Raw genomic sequence first — 21412 nt, 5'->3', positions numbered from 1 at the left:
AATGGCAGAGAAAAATGATTTTTTTGAAAGCGAAGAAGTGAAATCCTTCAATAAGAAGATTAAAAAAGATGATTTAGGTCCGCTTTGGAGTGCGATTCCTGAACTCGTTTCGATGGAACCGAAAGTGACGGCCCAACCATTTTTATGGAAATGGGATATGGTGAAGAGGCATTTAATGGAAGCAACGGAAATCTTCACACCAGACCGAGGCGGTGAACGTCGGGCCATCTACTTTCAAAATCCCGGTTTAAAAGACCGAGAACCATGGGGGTGGGGCTCAACGACACAAAATATATACGCAGCTGTTCAGTTGATTCAACCCGGGGAAAAGGCTCCTTCTCACCGCCACACCCAAAGCGCGCTACGCTTTATCATCTCTGGAAAAGGCGCGTATTCCATCATTCAAGGTGAAAAAATGCATATGAATGAAGGTGATTTTCTAGTGACACCTCAAGGATTGTGGCATGGACATGGTCATGAAGGTGATGAACCGATGATTTGGATGGACGTGTTGGATATTCCGTTTATTTTTGCGACCGGTGGTTCATTCTTTGAAGGTCATCCGGACGGGCTGGAAACGCCCTCTCACCCAGACAACTATTCTGCCCAACGCTACGAAGGGGGAATGGTACGCCCTAAAGCAGACAGGAAGCCAATGAAAGCGCCAGTAGGTTCATATAAATGGGATAAAACTAAAGCAGCATTAGACGGTTTAAGTCGCTTTGATACGGATCCTTTTGACGGCCATACGGTTGAGTTTGTGAACCCTTCTACGGGAGATACAGCCAACGCTAACGTCGCATCCTGGATGCAAATGTTGCCGAAAGACTATCACGGAAAGGTTCACCGTCATACGAATTCGTCCATTGTTCATGTTTATAAAGGCAAAGGTTATACTGTGATTAATGGGCAGAAGTTTGAATGGGAAGCTGGTGACTTTTTTGTCATCCCAAGTTGGAGTTGGCATGAACATGTAAATATAGCCAGTGAGGAATCGTACCTGTTTTCTGTTCATGATACCCCGATTATGGAAACGTTCAATTTGCAGCGTGAAGAAGAGGGCGAGGCTCAGAAGGTGATAAGTACGTTTGAACCAAAAGATTAACTGAAAATGCTTATTTAGGTTAAAAAGTGGTGGATACTATGATTAAGCAACAACAATCAATAGTTTTAAGTCCATATATCGACATTTCGTTCCAAAGGATAACCTTATACGTCGAATTAATGAGTTTAGGACAGGCTTATAAATAAAACCATAGAGATTGTTATAGAAAAAGGAAGCATTAAAATAAATCTATAATTGTAGATGCCATTCAAACAAAAGTTCGTTACAATCAAAAATCTCCCAAAAGAAGCTGAAGTTGCAGAATTAATGAGTGGAATGTAAAAAACACCTAATAAATATGAATAAAAAGGAGTTTTAAAATGAAACTAATTACATTTAAACATGCAGGTATTTCACGTATTGGAGCAATTGTTAATGAAGAAGTGATCGATTTACATGCATCTTATAGGGCATTTATTAAAGCAGAAGGGAAAATTCGTGCAGAGCAAATTGCCGAAGCGTTTGTTCCAGCTGATATGAATGGTTTTTTACAAGGCGGAAAAGAAAGCTTGGAATTAGCTAAAAAAGCTATTGATTATGCGTTAACGAATAAGGAAGACGAAGGTTACAAACTTGTTTATCCATATAATGAGGTGAAAGTAGAAGCTCCAGTACCTTCTCCAGGGAAAATGATTTGTGTTGGTCTTAACTACCGTGAACATATTTTGGAGATGAAACGTGAACTTCCGCAATATCCGGTTGTGTTTGCTAAGTTTGCTAATACTGTTGTTGGACCACAAGATGATATTCCATTCTATCCGATTTCGGAGCAATTAGATTATGAAGCAGAGTTTTCTTTTGTTATCGGTAAACGTGCTAGAAACGTATCACAAGCAGAAGCTCTTGATTATGTAGCTGGGTATACGATCGTCAATGATGTTACATATCGTGATTTCCAACGTCGTACTATTCAGTGGTTACAAGGGAAGACCGTTGAAGGAAGTGCACCTATGGGGCCATGGCTTGTTACAACTGATGAACTAACGGACCCTAGTGGATTAGAAGTGGTTTTAACTGTAAATGGCGAAGAGCGTCAGCATTCTAATACAGCAAACTTAGTTTTTTCTGTTCAAAATTTAGTTGAATTCTTTTCAAACATCATGACACTTGAGCCAGGAGATGTCATCTTAACGGGTACACCAGGAGGAGTCGGTTTCGCACGTGATCCAAAAGTGTTCTTGAAAGATGGAGATGTCGTTAAAATTGATATCGATAAAGTGGGTACGTTAGAAAACACTGTAAAAAAAGTAGGGGGGGGGAAGTGATAATGGCAACTGTAAACATTCAAGACTCTATTCAATCTGTTCACACGTCACTTGATCACATCATCCAAACAGCGGAAGGACTAAAAGAAGAGACGATTCGCTGGAAGCCTTCTGAAGAAGAGTGGTCAATCATGCAAATCCTTTGCCACCTTGTAGAAGCGCTACAATATTGGCTGGATGAAATAGAGCACCTTCTAGAGTTTCCAGATACGGAATGGGGAAGAGGTTTGCAACATGAAGGGCGCCTGATGGCAGTAGCCGAGAGCGCGGTTGAGCGTCAGTCGGTTCAAGATGTCTTGAAAGAGATTGAAGCAGAAAAAGTATCAGTTGAGAAGGTTCTTAGTAAATTAGATGAAGAAAAATTGAATAGAGAAGCCCCAAGCCGAAATCCTCGCTTCGGTACGAAGCCACTTTCATTTATTGTCGATCATTTGTTAGTGGAACATGCGAGCAAACATGATGGCCAAATCCAGCGTAACCTGTCGAAATTAAACAATTAACGAAAAGTGAAAGCTGGAATTATATATGCAAGAAAAAATAATTTCTTTAAAAGTAATGACTCAAGTTTTTACGAAATAAGAAAGTATAATCTTGGACAACTTTGGAAGGTGATTCCAGTAGGAGCCGAATGCACAGGCATACCTTTGGAAATGGGACCTTCTTAAAAAGAAGCTAGATGAAAAAGCACAAATTCTCACTCCTGGTAGAGAAAAAGGGTATGAGCAAAGCAAGGGAATGGTTATCAAGAAGTAACGAGTGAATTTAAGCCTGATCTAGTATGAATGAAGTTGATAAATTATTTTAAATGAGGGGGACTAAAAATGACAAAGATAGAAGATACCATGATCATTGTCGGTGGCGGAATTGGAGGCTTGGCAGCTGCTTTAGCAGCGGCTGAAGCTGGTCAAAAAACAACCGTACTTGAACAAGCTCCTGAATTTGGTGAAATTGGTGCAGGAATACAAATGGGACCAAATGCGATGGCAGTTTTAGACCGTTTTGGAGTAGATGAAAAAATAGAAAAAAATGCGGTGTTTCCAAAACGACTTGTGTTAAAAGATACGTTTACAGGTGAAGAGCTATCTGCTTTAGATTTAGGCGAAGAGTTCAAAAAAAGCTATGGTTTTCCATACATCGTTTTACACCGTTCAGATTTGCACTTTGCGCTTTTAGAAGTATGTGAAAAGAACCCTTTAGTTAGTCTTATTACTGACCAACACATTGAAACGATAGAAGAAACATCAGAGGGTGTTGTTGCGACAAATGCTAATGGAGAAAAAGTGGTTGGAAAAGCGCTAATTGGGGCAGATGGACTTTGGTCAAATACACGTGCTTATTTCTCTGATGATAAGGGAGTTTGTTCGAAGTATGTCGCTTATCGTGGAACCATTCCAATTTCTGAAATTAGCGATAATGCCAATATAGATGACGTGATCATGTGGATTGGTCCAAATCACCATGTTGTCCAATATCCTGTACGTAGAGGTGAGCTTTACAACCAAGTTGTTGTATTTAAGAGCTTAAATTATAAAGAAGATTCTGTTGACTGGGGAACTCCAGAAGAAATGGATCAGGTGTTTGAAGGAGCTCATCCTCTTGTTAAGACGGCCCTATCCTTTATTGAACGTCAAATACGCTGGCCACTGTATGATAGAGAGCCAATCGACAACTGGACAAAAGGGAATATTTGTCTTCTTGGGGATGCTGCGCATCCTATGCTTCAATACTTGGCACAAGGTGGCGGTCAAGCATTGGAAGATGCCTCCTATTTAGCTGACATGCTTAAGAAACATGGCGAAAACTATGAAGCGGCATTCAAAGCGTTCCAAGAAGAACGTATTCCACGTACGGCAAGAGTCCAAAGAAGTGCTCGGACGTGGGGAAACATTATCCATGCAGAAGACCCAACTATTATCTTGTTGCGTGATATCATTTTTAAACAACGTGATGCAAAAGACTTTAGTCATGTGGACTGGATCTACGGACAGAAATACGGTCAAGGCCTCAACAAAGTAACAAAGTCAATTCAATAAATTATTATAAGTGAATCAATTTCATAATTCGGAGCTCTTGTCGCCCAACGAATCTTAGAGACAAAAAAAGGAGTACCTCCCCAAATGTCGAATTGAGTAAGTAATCACACCACCCAAAAGATTGGAGGAAGACTCCTATGTCTAGGATACGACAAGAGAGCCTACTAAGTATAGATGATAAGAAGTATCAAACATTAAAATTTACCCAACCAAAAGAATGTCGAGAGTGTCCACTCTCCCATGATTCTCTATGTCAAAAGTTCTTTAAAATAAAAATGGAAACAGACTTGCGAAAATTTAGTTCTCCGGCAAGAGGTTCTCAATCATGGAAGACGATCTATAAAGAACGAAGTTCCTCCGAACGAGTGATTGCGTATCTAAAAGAGCAATTTCAACTAAACAATATACGATACCGAACAGGAGAAAGAGCGAAAGTTCATTTTGACTTTGCTACACTTGTTTACAATGCCATGAAACTCGCTGGATTACGGCTAAAAACAAAGAGAAACCAAGTAAAGAAAGCAGCTTAAAGTTACACGGAATTTTTGATAGTTGATTTTGAAAACCTGTGAGACGCCTGCAGGAAAAGCAATAGCTGAAGCATTGCCTGCGGCAAGTGAGCAAGTTTTCAACTATCAACATTAGCTTTTACAGCACCCAATTTTTCAAAGGTTATATTATATACTGCACTTCTGACTTTATTCAGAAAATGCATTATGAAATTGATTCAAGTATTTAGAAACAAGTTGTAAAAATGAAATTTGGTGCTCCAGCAGGGTATTTACATTTCTGGCCAGAATAGAATAATAGGAAACTACGTTGATTGAAAACACGAGTCAAATATAAGCACAGATGCCCCAATAGATACGGCATCTTCTTTCAGTTCTCCCAGCTCAAACGATACGTTTTCCTTGTCAAATCTGTATATATATTTTTGGGCAGTATCAGTCACCTTTTGATAATAGGGCGGGAACTGATAGATTATTGTGCTACTCAAAATTACCCGTTCCGGATGTAGGATATTAATAATATTAGCGAGTCCGATACCAAAATAATAAGCTGATTTCATGACTATGTCTTGTATCAGTAGGTCACCTTTTTTCAAACCGGTGAGTAAATGGTCAATGTTAATTTTTGTTAAATCCCCTTTGACTAACTCTACTAATATCGACTTTTCTTGATGTTCTATCCTCTTAATTGTTTCTTCTAAAATAGAATCTAAGGAAATATAAGAAGAAAGCGTTCGGTTGTCTGAATCAATTTCATCATTAATATCAATAATCATATGCCCAAACGCACTTGCATCACCAGTCATATTTTTCATAAACTGTCCATTGGTTAATACGCCACAACGCAAGCCGACCCCACTAATACAGTAGAGAATATTACGTGAAGGTGTCGAGGTAAAGTAATACTCAGTCAGTGCTGCAGTGTTAGCACCATTTTCAAGTAATACTAATTGGTTTGGAAAGGTATCTTTTAATATTTTTACGATATTAACATTTCTCCAACCTGATGCTTGAAAAAATTCAGGTTCCAGAATGATGCCGTTCTCTCTATCTAACGGACCGACTGCTCCGATTCCAATTCCGAGTAATTGAGCTAAAGAAATATGATGATCATTCATCAAAACTTTTAATTGGTGAACGATCAATTCTATTGTCAGTTGTGGTGTGTGTTCCTTTGTCATCATAAATGAATTTCTATCGATAATATTGAAATTTAAGTCGGTTACCATTATTTCAGTATATGTTCTAGAGATATTAACACCAACAATATATTTATAAATTGGATTAATTTGATATAATGGAGTAGATATATTGTAGATTATGCTGTACAAAACGGCGTTGGGTCAATTCAACTTGAAGATTTATCTGGAATTTCCTTCAATAGTAAATTCCTAAAGCGTTGGACATACTTTGACTTACAAGAAAAGATTAAGTATAAAGCAAATGAATTCGGGTTGTAAAGGTACCACCTAACCATACATCAGCAAGGTGTAATATTTGTGGAGCAATTCATCGAGGGAAAGATGTTCATATTTGGAGAAAGCAGACTGATTCTTTTAAATGTATGAATTGTAATCATTCGGAAAATGCAGATGCTAATGCTTCAAAGAATTTGGCAATTAAGGGTATATTTAAGATAATCAAGTCTGAAAAAGAAGAATGGTTTAATAAGTTTGATAATTTAATAACAAAATAATAGAGTGCGAATATGAAGTGAACATAAATAGAATAATACGTTCGCACTTATTCTGTTAGCTTACTAGCGGTAAACCGAGATTATGTAACTTTACACTATATATTGTAAAAACACCTAGGTTCGACTATATAGCAGTTGCAATCTGCAGGTATGTGTAAAGAGTAAGAAGGAAAGTCAGTCCATTGAATCATCAAGGGGGAGTTGCAATCTGTTTGTCATTTTCGACCAGTTTCCAAAAACCAGACAATTAGAAGAACTTTTTAATTCTTTGGATATCAAGTAAGTAGAAAAATATAGAACTTGCTTTAACATGGTCTGTGAGTTTTTGAACTAATAAATTCAGAGGTATATAGTGAATTTAACTATACACTTTTATCTAAAAAAAGAAACTTAATCGGGAAAAAATCATTTTTAATAATATTCCAGAGCTACGTGTAAGTTCAGAAGATAAACTTAAAAGATAATTTCGTGATAAGAAGAATTTACCAAATATACAAATCAATTAAATCTAGGTTAATATGGCCATTTTCAGCGAAACTAAAAATTGACATTGTATTGATAAAAGATGTGGCTTCATATTTACGAGGGAATTTAATACTATATCGTTTCCGATATATGCCGATATAGTGCCGATTCAACTTGAAAAGATATGAAAAGGTTTGTAATGAATACAATTGAAATACCTTAAATACCAAGCTTTTGTTATGATTAAAGGTGATTTGAAACGTATCATTAATCAAGTTCGAAATGGAAGGCATGATCGATACGTTATTCTAGTGAAGCGAATTGATATGAACTTACCTTTTCTGATTTGTTGTTGTTTTTGAAACAAAGATTATAGTCAGACCAAACCACCGAAAAACCACCGGGAAGTTTTAAGACTGCTCATTTTCATTTTTAAGAGAAATCACTAAATGTTGACGTAGTAGTGTTAATTGTATCTATTTCACTATATTGAACAGGTTACTAGATGGGCGGCATGATGTAATATACATCATAATCCCTTGATAATAAAGGTATTATTAGCCTTTCACTCGTCTTCTGTTCATGATTTTTTCATGTTCTGACTGATATTTGATTGGAGAGGTCTTTCATCAAGTTACCAATCTTGATGAAGGCCTCTTTTTTTGTTGACCTACCAATATATATACTTATTTATCAAGTGAAAGGTATACGCATCGAGTGCTGTCTGGCTGCCGATAGATTTCATTTAGTAGACGGGCTTTCCTTTCCGGAACAGGCTCTCTCTTCATGATGGATCTCCAACCTTGAATAATGTCTTGCGGAGATAAGCTTTTAAGTTCACCTGGAATAGGAAATAACCGAAGGGTCGCAATGGTTCCTTTACATGTCACGTTTTTGAAAACTTCTCGCAACTCAGGGAAAACGATATCTACCCAGCAGTTGATTTGGTTCACGGAACTGACCAGTTTGACAACAACGTCTCGATTCGACATCAGTACTTTGGAGCTTTTCGAAGGTTTCAGGCGTCTTGTGAATAAAGGCATAAGACCATATCAGCGATTACGAGTGCATCTTTTTTATCACTCTTCGATTGGGTATTATCCCGATTTTCTTTATTACGTTTAACTACATGAGGGTTGACTGTGACAGCCTCAATGGTTTGATTTAATAGCCACTTAGACAAGTTGGTCCAGTAATGTCCCGTTGGTTCCATCCCAACGATCGTTGATCCACTCTTTTAACCTATGAAATCCATCCTCATTATTTTCGAAGGATAGGGGATCACCTACAACAATACCGCGGAAATTCACTGCACGAGCCACATGGATACGTTGGGCAATATCAACACCAACAACGAGAAAATAGTACAAGGATATTATGCAATAGAAGAATGATCTTCAACAATCAGGCGCTTTTCCTTAATAAGAGGGAAGCGGCTGTTTTTGTATTTGTAAACTAATTCGGGTCATTTTCTTCAGAAAATAAAGCGGTTTGTGGTTCTAACTTATACCAAAGTATAGGGGCAACAGAAGACGAAGGACAGTTTGTATTCATCCTGTGAGTCCAGATTGGAGTAATGGATTAGATTTACTAGGCTATACGGATATCAAGGGTGAGTTTAAAGAAGGTCCGTTGACAAGTGTATGGAAAAAGTAGTTGATCATTCAGAACTTTAGTGACCTATTAAGCGTGATGGAAAGTAGGAAATGGGAAAACGGAGAACTGTTTATAAAGGATGTTGCGGTTCGTGATGAGGGCTCTGTTCATTTTACGGTGGAATCGTGGATCAATCTTTAAGCCTACGAATTATGGCATTGCTGGGTATGCAATGACGACGTTGACTCATTTAAAGGAGCGAAGGAATTGCCGGAGCTGTTCATGAAGTCAAGTGATGAGCTGGCGGTTTGGCGGATGCTGAGGAGAGTGTCGGATCGGATTACGGTTGAGTTGGATTCGAAACAGTTGGACGAAGCGAATGAGGTGCAGCGTTATCGGTTTAAGGATATTGAGGTTCGGATGAACGGGTTAAAGAGTCAGGTGGAGATTGTGAAGGATGAGTTTTATAAAGTGGTTGGGTATAAGGAGTTGGAAGCCGAGTGGGGTGTTTTGGGAGGTTTTAGCGGTTTTGGATGAATGAGGAGTTTCCCTTTGGGATAGTAAGAGAATTGGCGTTTTAAAGTAGGAAATAATGGAAAAGTAAGCATCCGTAATATGAATGCTTGTTTTTTACTTGAATGTAGTCTCACAAATGTATATTGTCTTTTTTATTAGTTACGAGTTAATTGTTGACCTATTTCGTATCTGATTGATAGAACTCTTTGACCAGTTCGTTTACCTCTTCATAACTTATAGGATTATGTTTGTGTGCGATTTTCTCTTTTTCTTTTTTGATGTCTTCCATAACTATGGGCACATTTTTTCGAGGTTTCTTAATAAGAAGTCCATGTAACTCATATGCAAACCTCCAATTAGTTTACTTACTATTGGTATACCCGGTTGGGAATGTCTTTCCTACAGCGCGAGACTACCTCCTCCAGCACCTCCTCCTAATAGAATAGCTGTTTTTGGGGACATTTAGTTTTATTGGGTCGGTCTTTAATAAGGGTGTGAATCCAATCCCCATGAAGGTTTGCTCTTTCCTCATGATAGTAGTCTTTAAAATAATAAATTTCTTTAGAGTGTTTAAAACTTGTCAAAGGGTAAATTGGAGTACATGGATGAAGGTGACGTCATGAAGATAACTTTCATTCCGGGTGAAGACCTTGAAATAAATGAACACTATTATTTAATAAAAAAGATACAATAAAGTAATATGTCACGTCATTGGTTGATATATTATTCTCTGGTCGATAATCATGTAACGGGCAATTTTTTCAATGAATGATATTTCACAATCAGACGCAATACCTCAATATGGATTGCGTCTTTTGGTACCCAAGATGCGATTGATTGTAATAGGCTTTGTAATAGATAAGAATAGTTAAAATTTCGTTTATGATATTTACAATAATCCCCAACCTATTCGATATCCTTATGAATCCCAAAAGAAATCTAATTGATAATTAATTTCATTATATGTACAATGAAAACTATGATAAAGATAATCATTATCAATTAGATGAGGGGGAGTAAAAGTGAAGCGTATAGCAATAATATTCTTGATGTTTTTATTTGCGATATTGGTTGGATGCAGTCCTCAAGCCAATTCAGATTCTAGTACTGAGCAAGTGACGAAAAACAAAGCTTCATCAGAAGAGGAAAGTAATGAAACGCAAGAAAAGAAGAGTCTTAGACTAGGGTGGGGGGCTGATGCAGGATTCCCATCACCGTTTGCCTTTAGTCCAACAGGGCCCGCTGGATACTTACGAGTGAGTTATATTTATGATTCAATCGCATGGAAAGATGAAAAAGGAATACAGCCATGGTTAGCAGAAAACTGGGAAATTTCTGATGATGAAATGAATTATGTTGTTCATTTACGAGAAGGTATCAAGTGGCACGATGGAGAAGTTCTAACGGCTTCTGATGTGAAATTCACATTTGATTATATTGAACAACATGGATTTGCATGGGGAGATATCAGCATGGTGGATAAAGTAGAGGTTGAAGATGATTTAACTGCTGTAATTACCTTGAAAAAAGCGTATTCTCCATTTGTAGAAGAAGTATTGGGTATTATACCGATTATTCCTGAGCATGTATGGTCCAATGTGGATGATCCAGTAGCCTTTCGTGGGGAAGGTGCCGCTGTTGGTACAGGTCCTTATAAGCTTGTGACTCACAAACAAGAATCTGGACAATATCAATTCGAAGCACATCATAATTATTTTAAAGGGAAACCGGAATTTGATGAAATTACATATATTACGATAGACAATGGGGCACTCGCTCTTACAAACAAAGATCTTGATGCTTACAGAATTAATTATAAGGAAATTCAGGATTTTGAAAACGCTGGTTATGAAGTGATGGAAAGTGATCCACATGGAAGTATTGTACGTATTGTCTTTAATCTTGACCATAAATTATTAGGACAAAAAGAAATGCGACAAGCGATTGCTTACGCTCTTGATCGGGCAACGCTTGCTGAAAAGGTGCTAGGTGGTGACATTGTTGTTGGTAACGCTGGAATTATTCCTCCTGGCTCTCCATGGTATAACCCTGATGTCAAAGCGTATGACTTTAATCAGGACAAAGCAAAGGAAATCCTTAATGAATTAGGATATCATGAAAACAATGATGGGGTTCTAGAATCGTCTACTGGTGAACCATTATCAATGAATTTAATGGTAGCAAGTAATGAGCGTGATGGTCAGTTAATGAAAGATATGTTAGAAAACGTTGGTATTCAAGTGAATTTACAAAAAGTTGATAAGGCAACATTTACAGCATCTATGGGAGAAAGTAATTATGATATGGCGATTACTGGTCATATTGGTGTTAGTGGTGATCCGGATTTTCTGCGTCGCTGGTTTACAGGTACAGAATATAATGAGTTTGCTGCAAGAGGTTCTGTGTTAAATAATGAAAAGTTCCATGAGCTTACTCAAAAGCAGTTAACCATTGCTGATTTTAATGAAAGAAAAGAAGTCGTCGACCATATTCAAGAAATCCTAGCAGATGAGATTCCGACACTGCCAATTTATCATCGTCCATTTTATTGGGCATATGATCCTTCAACGTTTGATGGATGGTTTAACACGTGGGGTGGCATAGCAAATGGTATTCCACTTTGGGAAAATAAGGCGGCGTTTTTACCACATGAATAGAAAGATACTGTTTTATTTCGGATTATTTATCTGTATCAGCCTTCTTAACTTTTCGCTTCCTCGGTTAATGCCGGGGGGGCCTATTGCCTACCTTGAAGGCGGTGGAGATGAATCCATGATGTCAGTTATGACACAGGAGCAAAAAGAGAAGTTACTTTCTTATTACGGTTTAAACGAGCCCCTTTATGAACAATTTACGCATTTTTTTGCAGGAATGATTCACGGTGATTTAGGAATGTCCATCCATTTGAAATCGCCGGTTATCGATGTGATCTTCTCACATGCGAAATGGACATTATTGTTAGTTGGTGTTTCAATTTTCCTAACAATACTCATCAGCACTTTTCTTGGGGTCATCTCGGCATGGTTACGAGGGAAAAAGCGAGATTATGTTATGTTTGCATCACTTCTATCATTCGGTGCAATACCAGAGTTTGTTATTGCCATTCTTTTATTATTAGCGTTTAGTATTCATTTTCAGTGGTTCCCTTTAAGTGGGAGCTTAACCCCTTTTGCTGACTATGGAGGGGGTGTGATGGGGAGTATTCGTTATCTGAAGGATTTGTTCCACCATGCTGCGCTCCCAGTCATTACATTAACGCTAGCCAATATATCTAGTATTTATTTACTCATACGTAATTCTTCTTTAAATATTTTAAGTGAGCCATATATTTTTGCAGCTGAAGCAAAGGGGCTATCACGTATACGAATTTTATTTCACTATACGTTAAGAAATGCCTTGTTGCCTGTGATTACTTTGGTTAGTTTGAGAATAGGGTTTTTATTTACAGGAGCAATCCTGGTAGAAACGATTTTTTCATATCCTGGTATGGGGAAGCTTTTGCATACGGCGATTATTGCACGAGATTACCCTTTACTGCATGGGCTCTTTTTAGTGTTTACAACAGCGATATTGTTAATGAATTTATTGACGGATTTACTTTATCCTATACTAGATCCACGGATTCGTAGAAAGGATAATAAGAAATATGCATAAATATTTTGGAATAGGAATATTAGTTTTGTTTACAATCGTCGCTATAATGGCTCCATCCATTAGTCCAGCCGATCCTCATGACTTTGATGGTCCAACCTTATCAGTTCCGAGTCATGAGTATCTTTTAGGTACAAATGATGTAGGTCAAGATATCCTTAGTCAAATTATTTATGGATCGAGAATCTCACTCATTATCGGAATAACAGTTGGGATTATCAGTACGTTTTTAAGTGTTGGCTTAGGTCTATTATCAGGATTTAATCGCAGGTTAGATCCTTATGTTATGGGACTATGTAATATGATTTTAGCTATTCCAAATTTGTTAATAGTCATTATCGTTGTTGCGTTTACAGGTGCGGAGTTATGGAATGTGATTTTAGTTTTAAGTTTACTTACATGGCCAGGATATGCCAGGGTTATTCGATCAGAGGTTATGTCTTTAAAAGAAAGAGAGTATGTAAAAGCGGCTCGTACTTTTGGAGCAAGGCAAACCTATATTCTATTTAAGCATATTCTTCCAGGGATCTATCCTTTAGCAATTGCAAAATTTATCATCACTACTCAGTCTGCCATTGTAACAGAAGCAAGTCTTTCTTTTCTGGGATTGGGAGATGCTTCAGAGATTAGTTGGGGAACGATGCTTCACTATGCCTTTCAATCGGATAGTACTTTCATTACATCAGCTTGGAAATGGTGGGTGTTGCCGCCAACCTTCTGTATTACTTTGTTGATCGTAAGCTTTGCATTTTTAGGTTATGGAAAAGAAGCTAAAAAAATAGTTCATAGGAAGTTTTCGTTATCACCTAAAAAAGAAGATACGAAAATGGAATTATTAAACAACAACGTTTTATTAAAAGTCAATCAGTTGAAAATTAAATATCCTATTGATATAAATCAATATGAATATAAGACAGCTATTGAAAACGTATCACTGTCTGTTAAAAAAGGAGAAATTTTGACCTTGATTGGAGAATCGGGCTCAGGTAAAACAACGATTGCGAAAGCTCTTCTAGGAATGTTGTCTACTTGTGACGTTTCCGGGAGAATTCAATTTAAACAAGAAAACCTATTAAAAGTGAGTGCCAAGGAGCAGAAAAAACTCCGGTGGATGGATATATCGATGATCTTCCAAGATGCTAAACAAACGTTAAACCCTGTGATGAAAATTGGGGATCAAGTGGATGAAGTATTGATCTATCATTTTAGAATGAAGAAAAGACAGGCTAGAGCAAGAACAAAGGAACTGCTAGCGAGCGTTAGCTTAGATGAATCAGTGATAACTAAATATCCGCATGAACTAAGCGGTGGAATGTGTACGAGAGTGGCGATCTCACTGGCTCTCGCTTGTGAACCTGAATTACTCATAGCAGATGAACCGACAAGTTCTTTAGACACGATTACGAGAAAGAAAGTGATGAACTTACTTAAAGGAAAAGTAGAACAGTATAATTTATCGATGCTATTTATTACTCATGATATGGGGGTTGTCGCCGAATTAGCAGATACGGTGGCCGTTATTAAAAATGGGGAAATAGTAGAGAATGAATCGGTATGGGATGTATTTAATAAGCCTAAACACGATTATACAAAAGAATTAATAGGGAGTAGACGACTCCTGAAACTTTAAGGCAACCGTAAAGGGGTGAAAGTTTGTTACAAATAAAGGATGTAAGAAAAAAGTTTATACATAAGGGGCAAGAGATTGAAGCGGTGAAAGATGTTAGTTTTTCCGTAAAAAAGGAAGAAATTTTTGCTCTTGTTGGAGAAAGTGGTTCAGGGAAATCTACACTTGCTCACATGATCATGCGTTTGGAACAAACGAGTGGTGGAATAATTCAGTTGAATGGAAAAGATATTAATTCTTATCAAAGGAAAAATTATGCAAAAGAAGTTCAAATGATATTTCAAAATCCGGATAGTTCTTTGAATTCAAAAATGACGGTAGGAGAGCTTATTGAGGAACCGCTCTTTCTTCATAATGTACCACGGTCAAATAGAAGAAAAAGAATCCAACTGTTATTAGATCAAGTGCAACTTTCTTTAGATGTAAAGGACAGACTTCCTACTGAGTTATCAGGAGGACAGAAACAGCGAGTAGCAATAGCTCGAGCTTTAGCATTGGAACCAAGAATTCTCGTAGCGGATGAAGCTACATCAGCTTTAGATGTATTAATTGAGCGACAAGTCATCGACTTATTAAAAGATCTTCATCAAGAGACAGGACTAAGCATTTTACTCATTACGCATAATTTTGAAATCGTTCATTCGATTGCAAATCGAGTAGGTGTCATGCAAAAAGGAAGGTTAATTGAATTAGCTGAGACAAGAAAGCTATTTGAGTATCCTCATGAAACCTATACTCAGAAATTATTAGAAGCTATTCCAATTTCACATCCTAAATTTCGTAAATAATGGCAAGGGGAGGGAGAACGATGGCTAAGATTGCTGTTTTATATTCAGGTGTAATATTTCAGGACATAGAATTTAGTAAAGAAAAGTATAACAATATCATAGATTTGATTCCTATCTATGATTTACCCACCCTTTCTCTTGATTCTTATATCGGCCTTATCGTACCACGTATAGCAGATGAAGAGTTCCTTTTTAGAGAAAAAGAAATCATAAAGGATTTTTTAAATCAGGGTAAAATTGTTTGCTCATTCGTACAGAACTTTCGCTCATGGTTGCCTGGAAATACTCTATGGAAAAAAACGGACCTTAATTTAAAGGATCATAGGGTTACATTTAAGAAAAAACATCCTATTTTTACAGGAGTTGATGAGTATGACCTTAATTTTAAAGAGGGCGTTGCTGGTTTCTTTTATAGAGGAACGATTGAGCCCCCATCAGAAGCAGAAGTTATAATAGAAGACCACCGTGGCTACACAGTCATGTATATTGATCATCATTCAACAAAGGGCACGATTTTATCTACAGCTGGTGCTGATTTATTAGGATATGCTGGTTCAACACCAAGTACTGCACAAAATATTGGACCACAATTATTTAAATGGATAGAGGATGAGTATGAAGAAATACAAAAGAAGAGGGGATTTATGTGAAATCGGCAATACTATATTCTGGTCATAGTTATCATTATGAATTTATAAATAATGAAAAGTTTCGATCATTTTATAATGATTACATTTATATACTTGACTTACCTGAATTAGATTTGACTTTATACGATATGTTAATCATACCAGCTCGAACGAACCAGGAAATTCTTTATGAATACAAAGACAAGTTTCTGCACTTTTTAAATGAAGGAAAATGGATTATATCTTTAGGAGAAGTGTATCGGCCATGGCTTCCAAATACAGGTTGGGAATTTTGTAAGACCAATTTTAGCTGGTGGATAAAAGAAGGGGGAGAGCTTCCACTTATAGCACCAGATCCCGAACATTCTTTATTTAACTATATTACAGTAGATGATGCCCGTTGGCATTATCATGGCGTATTTTGGCCTCCAGAGGGAGCGCGTATCGTCCTCACGAATGAAAAAGGTGCCGCTATCATTTATGAAGATGATGTAAGTTTTAAAGGGAAGTTGATTGCTACAACCCTTGATCCTACGTACCATATTGGAGCAAGGTTTATACCTCAAACGGAAGACTTTTTATATGGATTTTTACGATGGATTCAAGACGAATACAAGAAAAATTTAACCACCTGCTGATTTTATTTGTAGGTGGTCATTTCGGTTTTAAATCATGTAAAACTAAGTCAAGAAATACTTTTTCTGTTGTGGACAGTTTTTTATTTTTATGTTGAACATAGCAAATTTTCCTTTTTATATTTACTTCACTTAATTCAACTGTGTTTAAAATTCCTTGCTGTAATTCAGTTTCTATTGCAAGTTTTGGGATAATAGAGAAACCAAGATTTGATATAACCCCTTTCTTAATGGCTTCTATATTACTTAGTTCAATAACATTATTTATTGTGATATCATTTAATTTCAAATTGTTTTCTAGAAAGTTTTTCATTGCAGAAGTAGATTGAGGAAGTAATATGGTTTCTTGTTCGAGATTACTTTTTGTAATGAATTCATTTTTTGCCCATGGGTGTGACGGTGAGACTGTTAAGACAAAAGGATCTTCTACTAGTGTTTCGATAGATAATCGGGAATCAATAGGATCTAATTCATAGAAAGGCATGTAGGCACCGTCAATTTTATTAGAAAAAATCAAATCCAAAATCTCAGCATATGAATAATTTTGAAGTTTAATATTTATATGAGGGTATTTTTTTCTGAAATTCCCTAATATAATTGGAAGAATATATATCGCGATATAATTACTAGCACAAATTGATAATTCTTTTTGTGCTCCTTTTTCTTTGTCGTTAAAGTGTAGCTGTGCTTCATTAAAGAGATCAATTATTTTTTGTGCGTACAATAGTAATTCTTTACCATTTTGGTTTATCGAAATATTTCTACCTATCCTGTCAAATAATTTCACCCCAAAAATTTCTTCAAGAGAATGAATTTGCGTACTTACAGTTGGTTGTGAACAATAGAGCTTTTCTGCGGCTTCTGTAAAAGTGTTGCATTCTGCTAAAATAACAAGTGTTTTTAGTTTGTCTATCGTTTTCAAACGAGTCACCTCTATGTGGTATAAAAAAGTACTTAAATTAATTATAAAGATAATGATAATGGTTTTCAATGCCATTCACTCTGGATATCTTATTAATATATCATTGTAGTTAAGTAATGCCTATTTAACAATCAGGCGCTATTCTTTAATAAGAATTTCGCCCTTTTTTTATTTATAGGGCCATATTGTATGTTATGTAGGGATATTCTCTTCATTAATGTAGGGATATTTGCTTCAACGTACAGCAGTCCCAGGTTCTATTTTTATTAAAAGAATTTGTTAATAATAAATTGGATGATAGTTCAAATTACAAAGAATTATTTGGTTATAGGGTTTATATCTTTGACCAGAAATTAAAAGAAATGGGTTTAAACTAGCACCTGGATATCCGGCTGCTTTTTAATTTGGTGGGGTACGGAGTTAATACTAATATACAAAATATATAAATATAGGCTCCATTATGTCTGAAATAGGAATTCCGAGTGGAAGGAGTAGTAAGATCTACCAAACCCCTCTAATGAGAAAAGACAAATTTAGGATACCTGGCGATCATACATAACCTTATGATCGTTTTTATTAATGACATAAAAGTCCCTACATTCTACGTCATCCAATATCAATATAATCTAATTACTAAATTTTCGTCAATATCGTAATATTTAATGTATCATGGAACTTAGAGGGGGATATTATGCCTAACAAAGCAAAGGTATTTATTGGATCAGCAAGAGAGTCAATGAAGTATGTTGACGCTATACATGAAGCACTAAGTTACAGTGCAGAGGTCACACCTTGGCACACAGCATTCACAACTCCTAATACATACAACATGGAACACTTAGAAAGAGAACTTGATAATGCTGACTTTGCTGTCTTTGTATTTTCTCCAGATGATATAGTAAACATTCGCGACGAAATACTTTTTATTTCACGAGACAATACATTATTCGAATTAGGATTATTTTGGGGGAAACTCAAACGAAAACGTGTATTCTTTTTAATGCCGGACAAACTACCTAAAGTTGAAGGTCAAGAAGTAAAAGGAATCAGGATACCAACTGATTTTACTGGACTAACCCCTTTGCAATACGAAGTACGATCAGATGGCAAGCATTTAGCAGCAATAAATCGACCTTGTTCAATCATTAAGCAAGAAATTGAAAAATTAGGAGGGTTTATAAATCCTCATAGCATAATTGAAGAACTTCATAAAAAAGACTTCGAACGTTCAATTGTCATTGAATTTCTATTCCCTTTTTCAAAGCATGTTTTAAATAATCCTACAGACAAATATAATGCCCTTTATGAAAGCTTACGAACCGCATATTCCACCCCTGAAGGATTTACAGTTAGTGGCGGAGCCATTTGGAAAGCAGATAATAATGCGTTAAGTCATGTCTCGGGAAACGAAGGTAAAGGGAGATCTTTCGCTTTTGATGTAAACGATGGAAAGCCAGAGGAAGAAAAAATACAAGTTGTCGACAGTTTCCTTAAAAGTGAAGATATAGTGATCCTTAAAGATGACTATATTGTGAAAACGTACTTATTATGCTATCCTATAGGAAATAACTTAGTTGCTACAATCCATTTGACTGGTTCGAAAGATGAATTAAGTGAAGAAAGTATAGATTTATTATTCATGACTAATTACGAACTATTAAGGGTAGCTAATCATATCTTTGGAGGTGATGCTTCATGAAAAAGAACACATCATATCCGACAATCAATCCAGTTGATAAAGCCTCACATAAAGTCGGCAGAGCAGTAAAACCAGCTGGAAGATATGCACGAAGAACCGACACAGAAGTCGTTGTTTATAAAAGAAAAGCACAATACGATAAAGCTGACTACGTTCGTTCAGAATAAAAGTAGAGGACCGGATAATTATATCCGATCTTTTTTGATACCTATTATATATATTTGCGTGAAACTCTAATTTCACGAATATAAAATATGGTATAATAAAAAGAGCATCGCATGGAATTTAATGGCTCCACGAGATGCTCTCTTAACTTTATAATTGTGTACGGATTAATAAGAAATTACGGAAAACTTAGTAATATAAATGCACAGATCATAATTTAGGAAGCGACTGAATATAAAAGAACAACTTCCTAAACCAATTAAACATCCAAGCCATCTACCGAGGAGAAAATTTTAAAATTATAAATAGCAGATATGTCACGTCGCTAAACAATGGCGCAACGAGTTATTAATAATATTTTATATGATTATTAATTATATTATGCCCCATTTTTTAAAACATAAAGATGTAAACGAAAACCTTTGTGATTCCGCTATTAAATTACCAGAGAGAATTGACAACAAAAGTAAACGAAATTGGTTTAGAGTCCATGGACATTCTTTTAGGAATGGTTAGAATTATTGTTACTAACCCACCTTATTCAAGCAGGAAGAAAAAGCTCAAATTTATTTAGTAGTGAATTTATTAGGATCACAGGTTTTTTACAACAAATGAAATACTATGAATGGTCAAATTCACATAAATTAACCGAAGTAAGTTTAAATAACTAACTACAGCTGTTCATTAGTACAAATTATACTCTATACTTAAGTAAAAAAAATCACGTAAAAATCCAGCACTTACAGAAATGAGGTAAAAACTACAATGGCCGATAGATTTAATCGAGAAAAATCAATCCATCTTAAAAAGGTAAATGAACTAAAAAAAGAGTTCCCCTGGTACATTACCGAATATATTGAGGCTAAAAAGAAACATCGTATGTCTCCTACTACTCTTGCTCAGTACTCGAGGGATTATATTAACTTTTTAAAATGGTTAATTGAACAGGACATCACCCATCAGAGAAAACTCTCAGATGTCCCTATTGAGAGCTTCGGGGAGTTAAGGAAGTCAGATGCCGAATCCTATATAGATTTCTTACACATAGATCGTGAGTTGTCTGACGTAACGGTAAATCGTAACATCTCATCTTTGAAATCCTTATTTAAGTACCTTTCTACACAAACGGAAGATGCCGATGGTGAATGTTACTTCTATCGGAATGTATTTGCTAAAATCGATCTCATTCGTAGTGAAGAGGATCACTCACAAAAAGCTGCAACCATTGCTAGTAAAATCTTTCAAGGAAATACAGATAAAGAATTTCTTCAGCATATGGTCGAAGAATACCCCCGACAATTAAGTCATCGCGCTTTGGCTCATCATCAGCGAAATATAGAACGAGACCTTGCCATCGTTTCGCTTTTTCTAGGTTCAGGCATCCGTGTGTCTGAACTGGTACAAATAACTCTTGATGATATCAACTTTAGACAGAATTCGTTAAATGTCCTTAGAAAAGGAAATAAAAAATCAGTTATTATGGCCACAAAAACGTCTCTAGATGATGTTAGAGAATTCTTGAAGGTCAGAAAAGAAAAATACATTGCCCTTGATAATCAAAAGTATGTTTTTGTCACAAAGTACGCAGGAAAATGTAATCCTTTATCTATAAGATCTATTCAGCATATAGTTGGAAAATATACAGAAACGTTTATTCTTAAAAGAATGTCCCCCCATAAATTTCGTCATTCGTTTGCTACAAAGCACTGGTTAGCCAATAAAGATCAGGTTTCTCTTATGCGCCAGTTGGGACATAATTCTATGGAAACAACAACAATATATACGAATATTGATATAACCGATTTAGAAAAGCAAATGGATAAGATGGATGAATACACTGATCAAAAATAATCAAAAGCCACAAATCGGATTAGTGATTACAGCCACTGATATGTACCACCATTGACATAGTTCTTACCACTGAATGACAAAGAATGTACCAGTAAATGACAGGCTGTTTACCAGTTTGCCTTCTTTTTATTAGTGAGCTGTATAAAGCAATTAACTAATGATGTTTTTGGCAGTCTGATATCGTTAATGATGTATAATTTTATATGTAGGTTAAGTTGTATATAAATTAATATATACACTTGTATTGGAAAATCCTGTTG

At 36.2% G+C, this 21412-nt stretch carries 17 protein-coding genes and 2 pseudogenes; 16 read left to right on the top strand and 3 right to left on the bottom strand.

The genetic code is table 11. The features are described from left to right. The first annotated feature begins 1 nt into the window (after window position 1). The 5 genes and pseudogenes from ACHABW_RS16050 to ACHABW_RS16030 all read left to right on the top strand — a co-directional run. Window positions 2-1105: a cupin domain-containing protein gene (locus ACHABW_RS16050; protein WP_435756629.1), complete on the top strand. Its 1104-nt coding sequence runs from the start codon at window positions 2-4 to the stop codon at window positions 1103-1105. Window positions 1106-1425: 320 nt separating this feature from the next. Next, window positions 1426-2370: a fumarylacetoacetate hydrolase family protein gene (locus ACHABW_RS16045; protein WP_435756627.1), complete on the top strand. Its 945-nt coding sequence runs from the start codon at window positions 1426-1428 to the stop codon at window positions 2368-2370. Between the two features lie 2 nt (window positions 2371-2372). Continuing rightward, window positions 2373-2870: a DinB family protein gene (locus ACHABW_RS16040; RefSeq protein WP_435756625.1), complete on the top strand. Its 498-nt coding sequence runs from the start codon at window positions 2373-2375 to the stop codon at window positions 2868-2870. 321 nt (window positions 2871-3191) lie between these two features. Beyond that, window positions 3192-4403: an FAD-dependent monooxygenase gene (locus ACHABW_RS16035; RefSeq protein WP_435756623.1), complete on the top strand. Its 1212-nt coding sequence runs from the start codon at window positions 3192-3194 to the stop codon at window positions 4401-4403. Between the two features lie 176 nt (window positions 4404-4579). Further along, window positions 4580-4933, top strand: a pseudogene (locus ACHABW_RS16030) (transposase); the annotation flags it as partial. Between the two features lie 284 nt (window positions 4934-5217). Here the strand turns inward: ACHABW_RS16030 and ACHABW_RS16025 are convergent. After that, window positions 5218-6243 carry an ROK family protein gene (locus tag ACHABW_RS16025; protein WP_435756621.1) on the bottom strand — a complete coding sequence of 342 codons (1026 nt, stop codon included), beginning with the start codon at window positions 6241-6243 and terminating at the stop codon, window positions 5218-5220. A gap of 116 nt (window positions 6244-6359) precedes the next feature. Between ACHABW_RS16025 and ACHABW_RS16020 the strand changes: the two genes are divergently transcribed. Beyond that, on the top strand, window positions 6360-6608 hold the full coding sequence (locus ACHABW_RS16020; RefSeq protein WP_435756667.1) for a zinc ribbon domain-containing protein: 249 nt from the start codon (window positions 6360-6362) through the stop codon (window positions 6606-6608). A 1159-nt stretch (window positions 6609-7767) separates the two neighbouring features. Here the strand turns inward: ACHABW_RS16020 and ACHABW_RS16015 are convergent. After that, window positions 7768-8452: pseudogene (locus ACHABW_RS16015) on the bottom strand (IS110 family transposase); the annotation flags it as partial. A 532-nt stretch (window positions 8453-8984) separates the two neighbouring features. Between ACHABW_RS16015 and ACHABW_RS16010 the strand changes: the two are divergent. The 7 genes from ACHABW_RS16010 (at window position 8985) to ACHABW_RS15980 (ending at window position 16518) form a co-directional block, all read left to right on the top strand. Further along, entirely contained in the window at window positions 8985-9206 is a 222-nt protein-coding gene (locus ACHABW_RS16010; RefSeq protein ID WP_435756619.1) for a hypothetical protein, read from the top strand. 1001 nt (window positions 9207-10207) lie between these two features. Continuing rightward, window positions 10208-11842, top strand: coding sequence for an ABC transporter substrate-binding protein (locus ACHABW_RS16005; RefSeq protein WP_435756617.1), 1635 nt, complete (start codon window positions 10208-10210; stop codon window positions 11840-11842). Then, a complete protein-coding gene (locus ACHABW_RS16000; protein ID WP_435756615.1) occupies window positions 11835-12839 on the top strand; it encodes an ABC transporter permease in 1005 nt (334 codons plus the stop codon). The genes ACHABW_RS16005 and ACHABW_RS16000 overlap by 8 nt, the downstream gene beginning before the upstream one ends. Further along, window positions 12832-14466: a dipeptide/oligopeptide/nickel ABC transporter permease/ATP-binding protein gene (locus tag ACHABW_RS15995; protein ID WP_435756613.1), complete on the top strand. Its 1635-nt coding sequence runs from the start codon at window positions 12832-12834 to the stop codon at window positions 14464-14466. The genes ACHABW_RS16000 and ACHABW_RS15995 overlap by 8 nt, the downstream gene beginning before the upstream one ends. A 23-nt stretch (window positions 14467-14489) precedes the next feature. Further along, complete coding sequence (locus ACHABW_RS15990; protein ID WP_435756611.1) at window positions 14490-15251, top strand: ABC transporter ATP-binding protein; 762 nt, start codon at window positions 14490-14492, stop codon at window positions 15249-15251. Window positions 15252-15271: 20 nt separating this feature from the next. Then, a complete protein-coding gene (locus ACHABW_RS15985) occupies window positions 15272-15901 on the top strand; it encodes an aspartate/tyrosine/aromatic aminotransferase (RefSeq protein ID WP_435756609.1) in 630 nt (209 codons plus the stop codon). Next, the gene (locus ACHABW_RS15980) at window positions 15898-16518 is read left to right on the top strand and encodes a hypothetical protein (protein ID WP_435756607.1); all 621 of its coding nucleotides are present in this window, start codon (window positions 15898-15900) and stop codon (window positions 16516-16518) included. Before ACHABW_RS15985 ends, ACHABW_RS15980 begins: the two co-directional genes overlap by 4 nt. 16 nt (window positions 16519-16534) lie before the next feature. Here the strand turns inward: ACHABW_RS15980 and ACHABW_RS15975 are convergent, their stop codons facing one another. After that, complete coding sequence (locus ACHABW_RS15975; protein WP_435756605.1) at window positions 16535-17437, bottom strand: LysR family transcriptional regulator; 903 nt, start codon at window positions 17435-17437, stop codon at window positions 16535-16537. A gap of 691 nt (window positions 17438-18128) precedes the next feature. Between ACHABW_RS15975 and ACHABW_RS15970 the strand changes: the two genes are divergently transcribed. The 3 genes from ACHABW_RS15970 to xerS all read left to right on the top strand — a co-directional run bounded on the left by ACHABW_RS15970 (window position 18129) and on the right by xerS (window position 21152). Beyond that, window positions 18129-19136 (top strand): TIR domain-containing protein, encoded by a 1008-nt coding sequence (locus ACHABW_RS15970; RefSeq protein ID WP_435756603.1) that lies wholly within the window; start codon window positions 18129-18131, stop codon window positions 19134-19136. Beyond that, window positions 19133-19303: a hypothetical protein gene (locus ACHABW_RS15965; protein ID WP_435756601.1), complete on the top strand. Its 171-nt coding sequence runs from the start codon at window positions 19133-19135 to the stop codon at window positions 19301-19303. The genes ACHABW_RS15970 and ACHABW_RS15965 overlap by 4 nt, the downstream gene beginning before the upstream one ends. Before the next feature lie 763 nt (window positions 19304-20066). After that, window positions 20067-21152, top strand: coding sequence for a tyrosine recombinase XerS (xerS, locus tag ACHABW_RS15960; protein WP_435756599.1), 1086 nt, complete (start codon window positions 20067-20069; stop codon window positions 21150-21152). Window positions 21153-21412: the final 260 nt, after the last annotated feature.

The organism is Salipaludibacillus sp. CF4.18, assembly GCF_051262595.1.
Taxonomy (GTDB): Bacteria; Bacillota; Bacilli; order Bacillales; family Salisediminibacteriaceae; genus Salipaludibacillus; species Salipaludibacillus neizhouensis.
The sequence above is the reverse complement of the archived record's forward strand: the minus strand, read 5'-3'. Positions and strand labels throughout refer to the sequence as shown.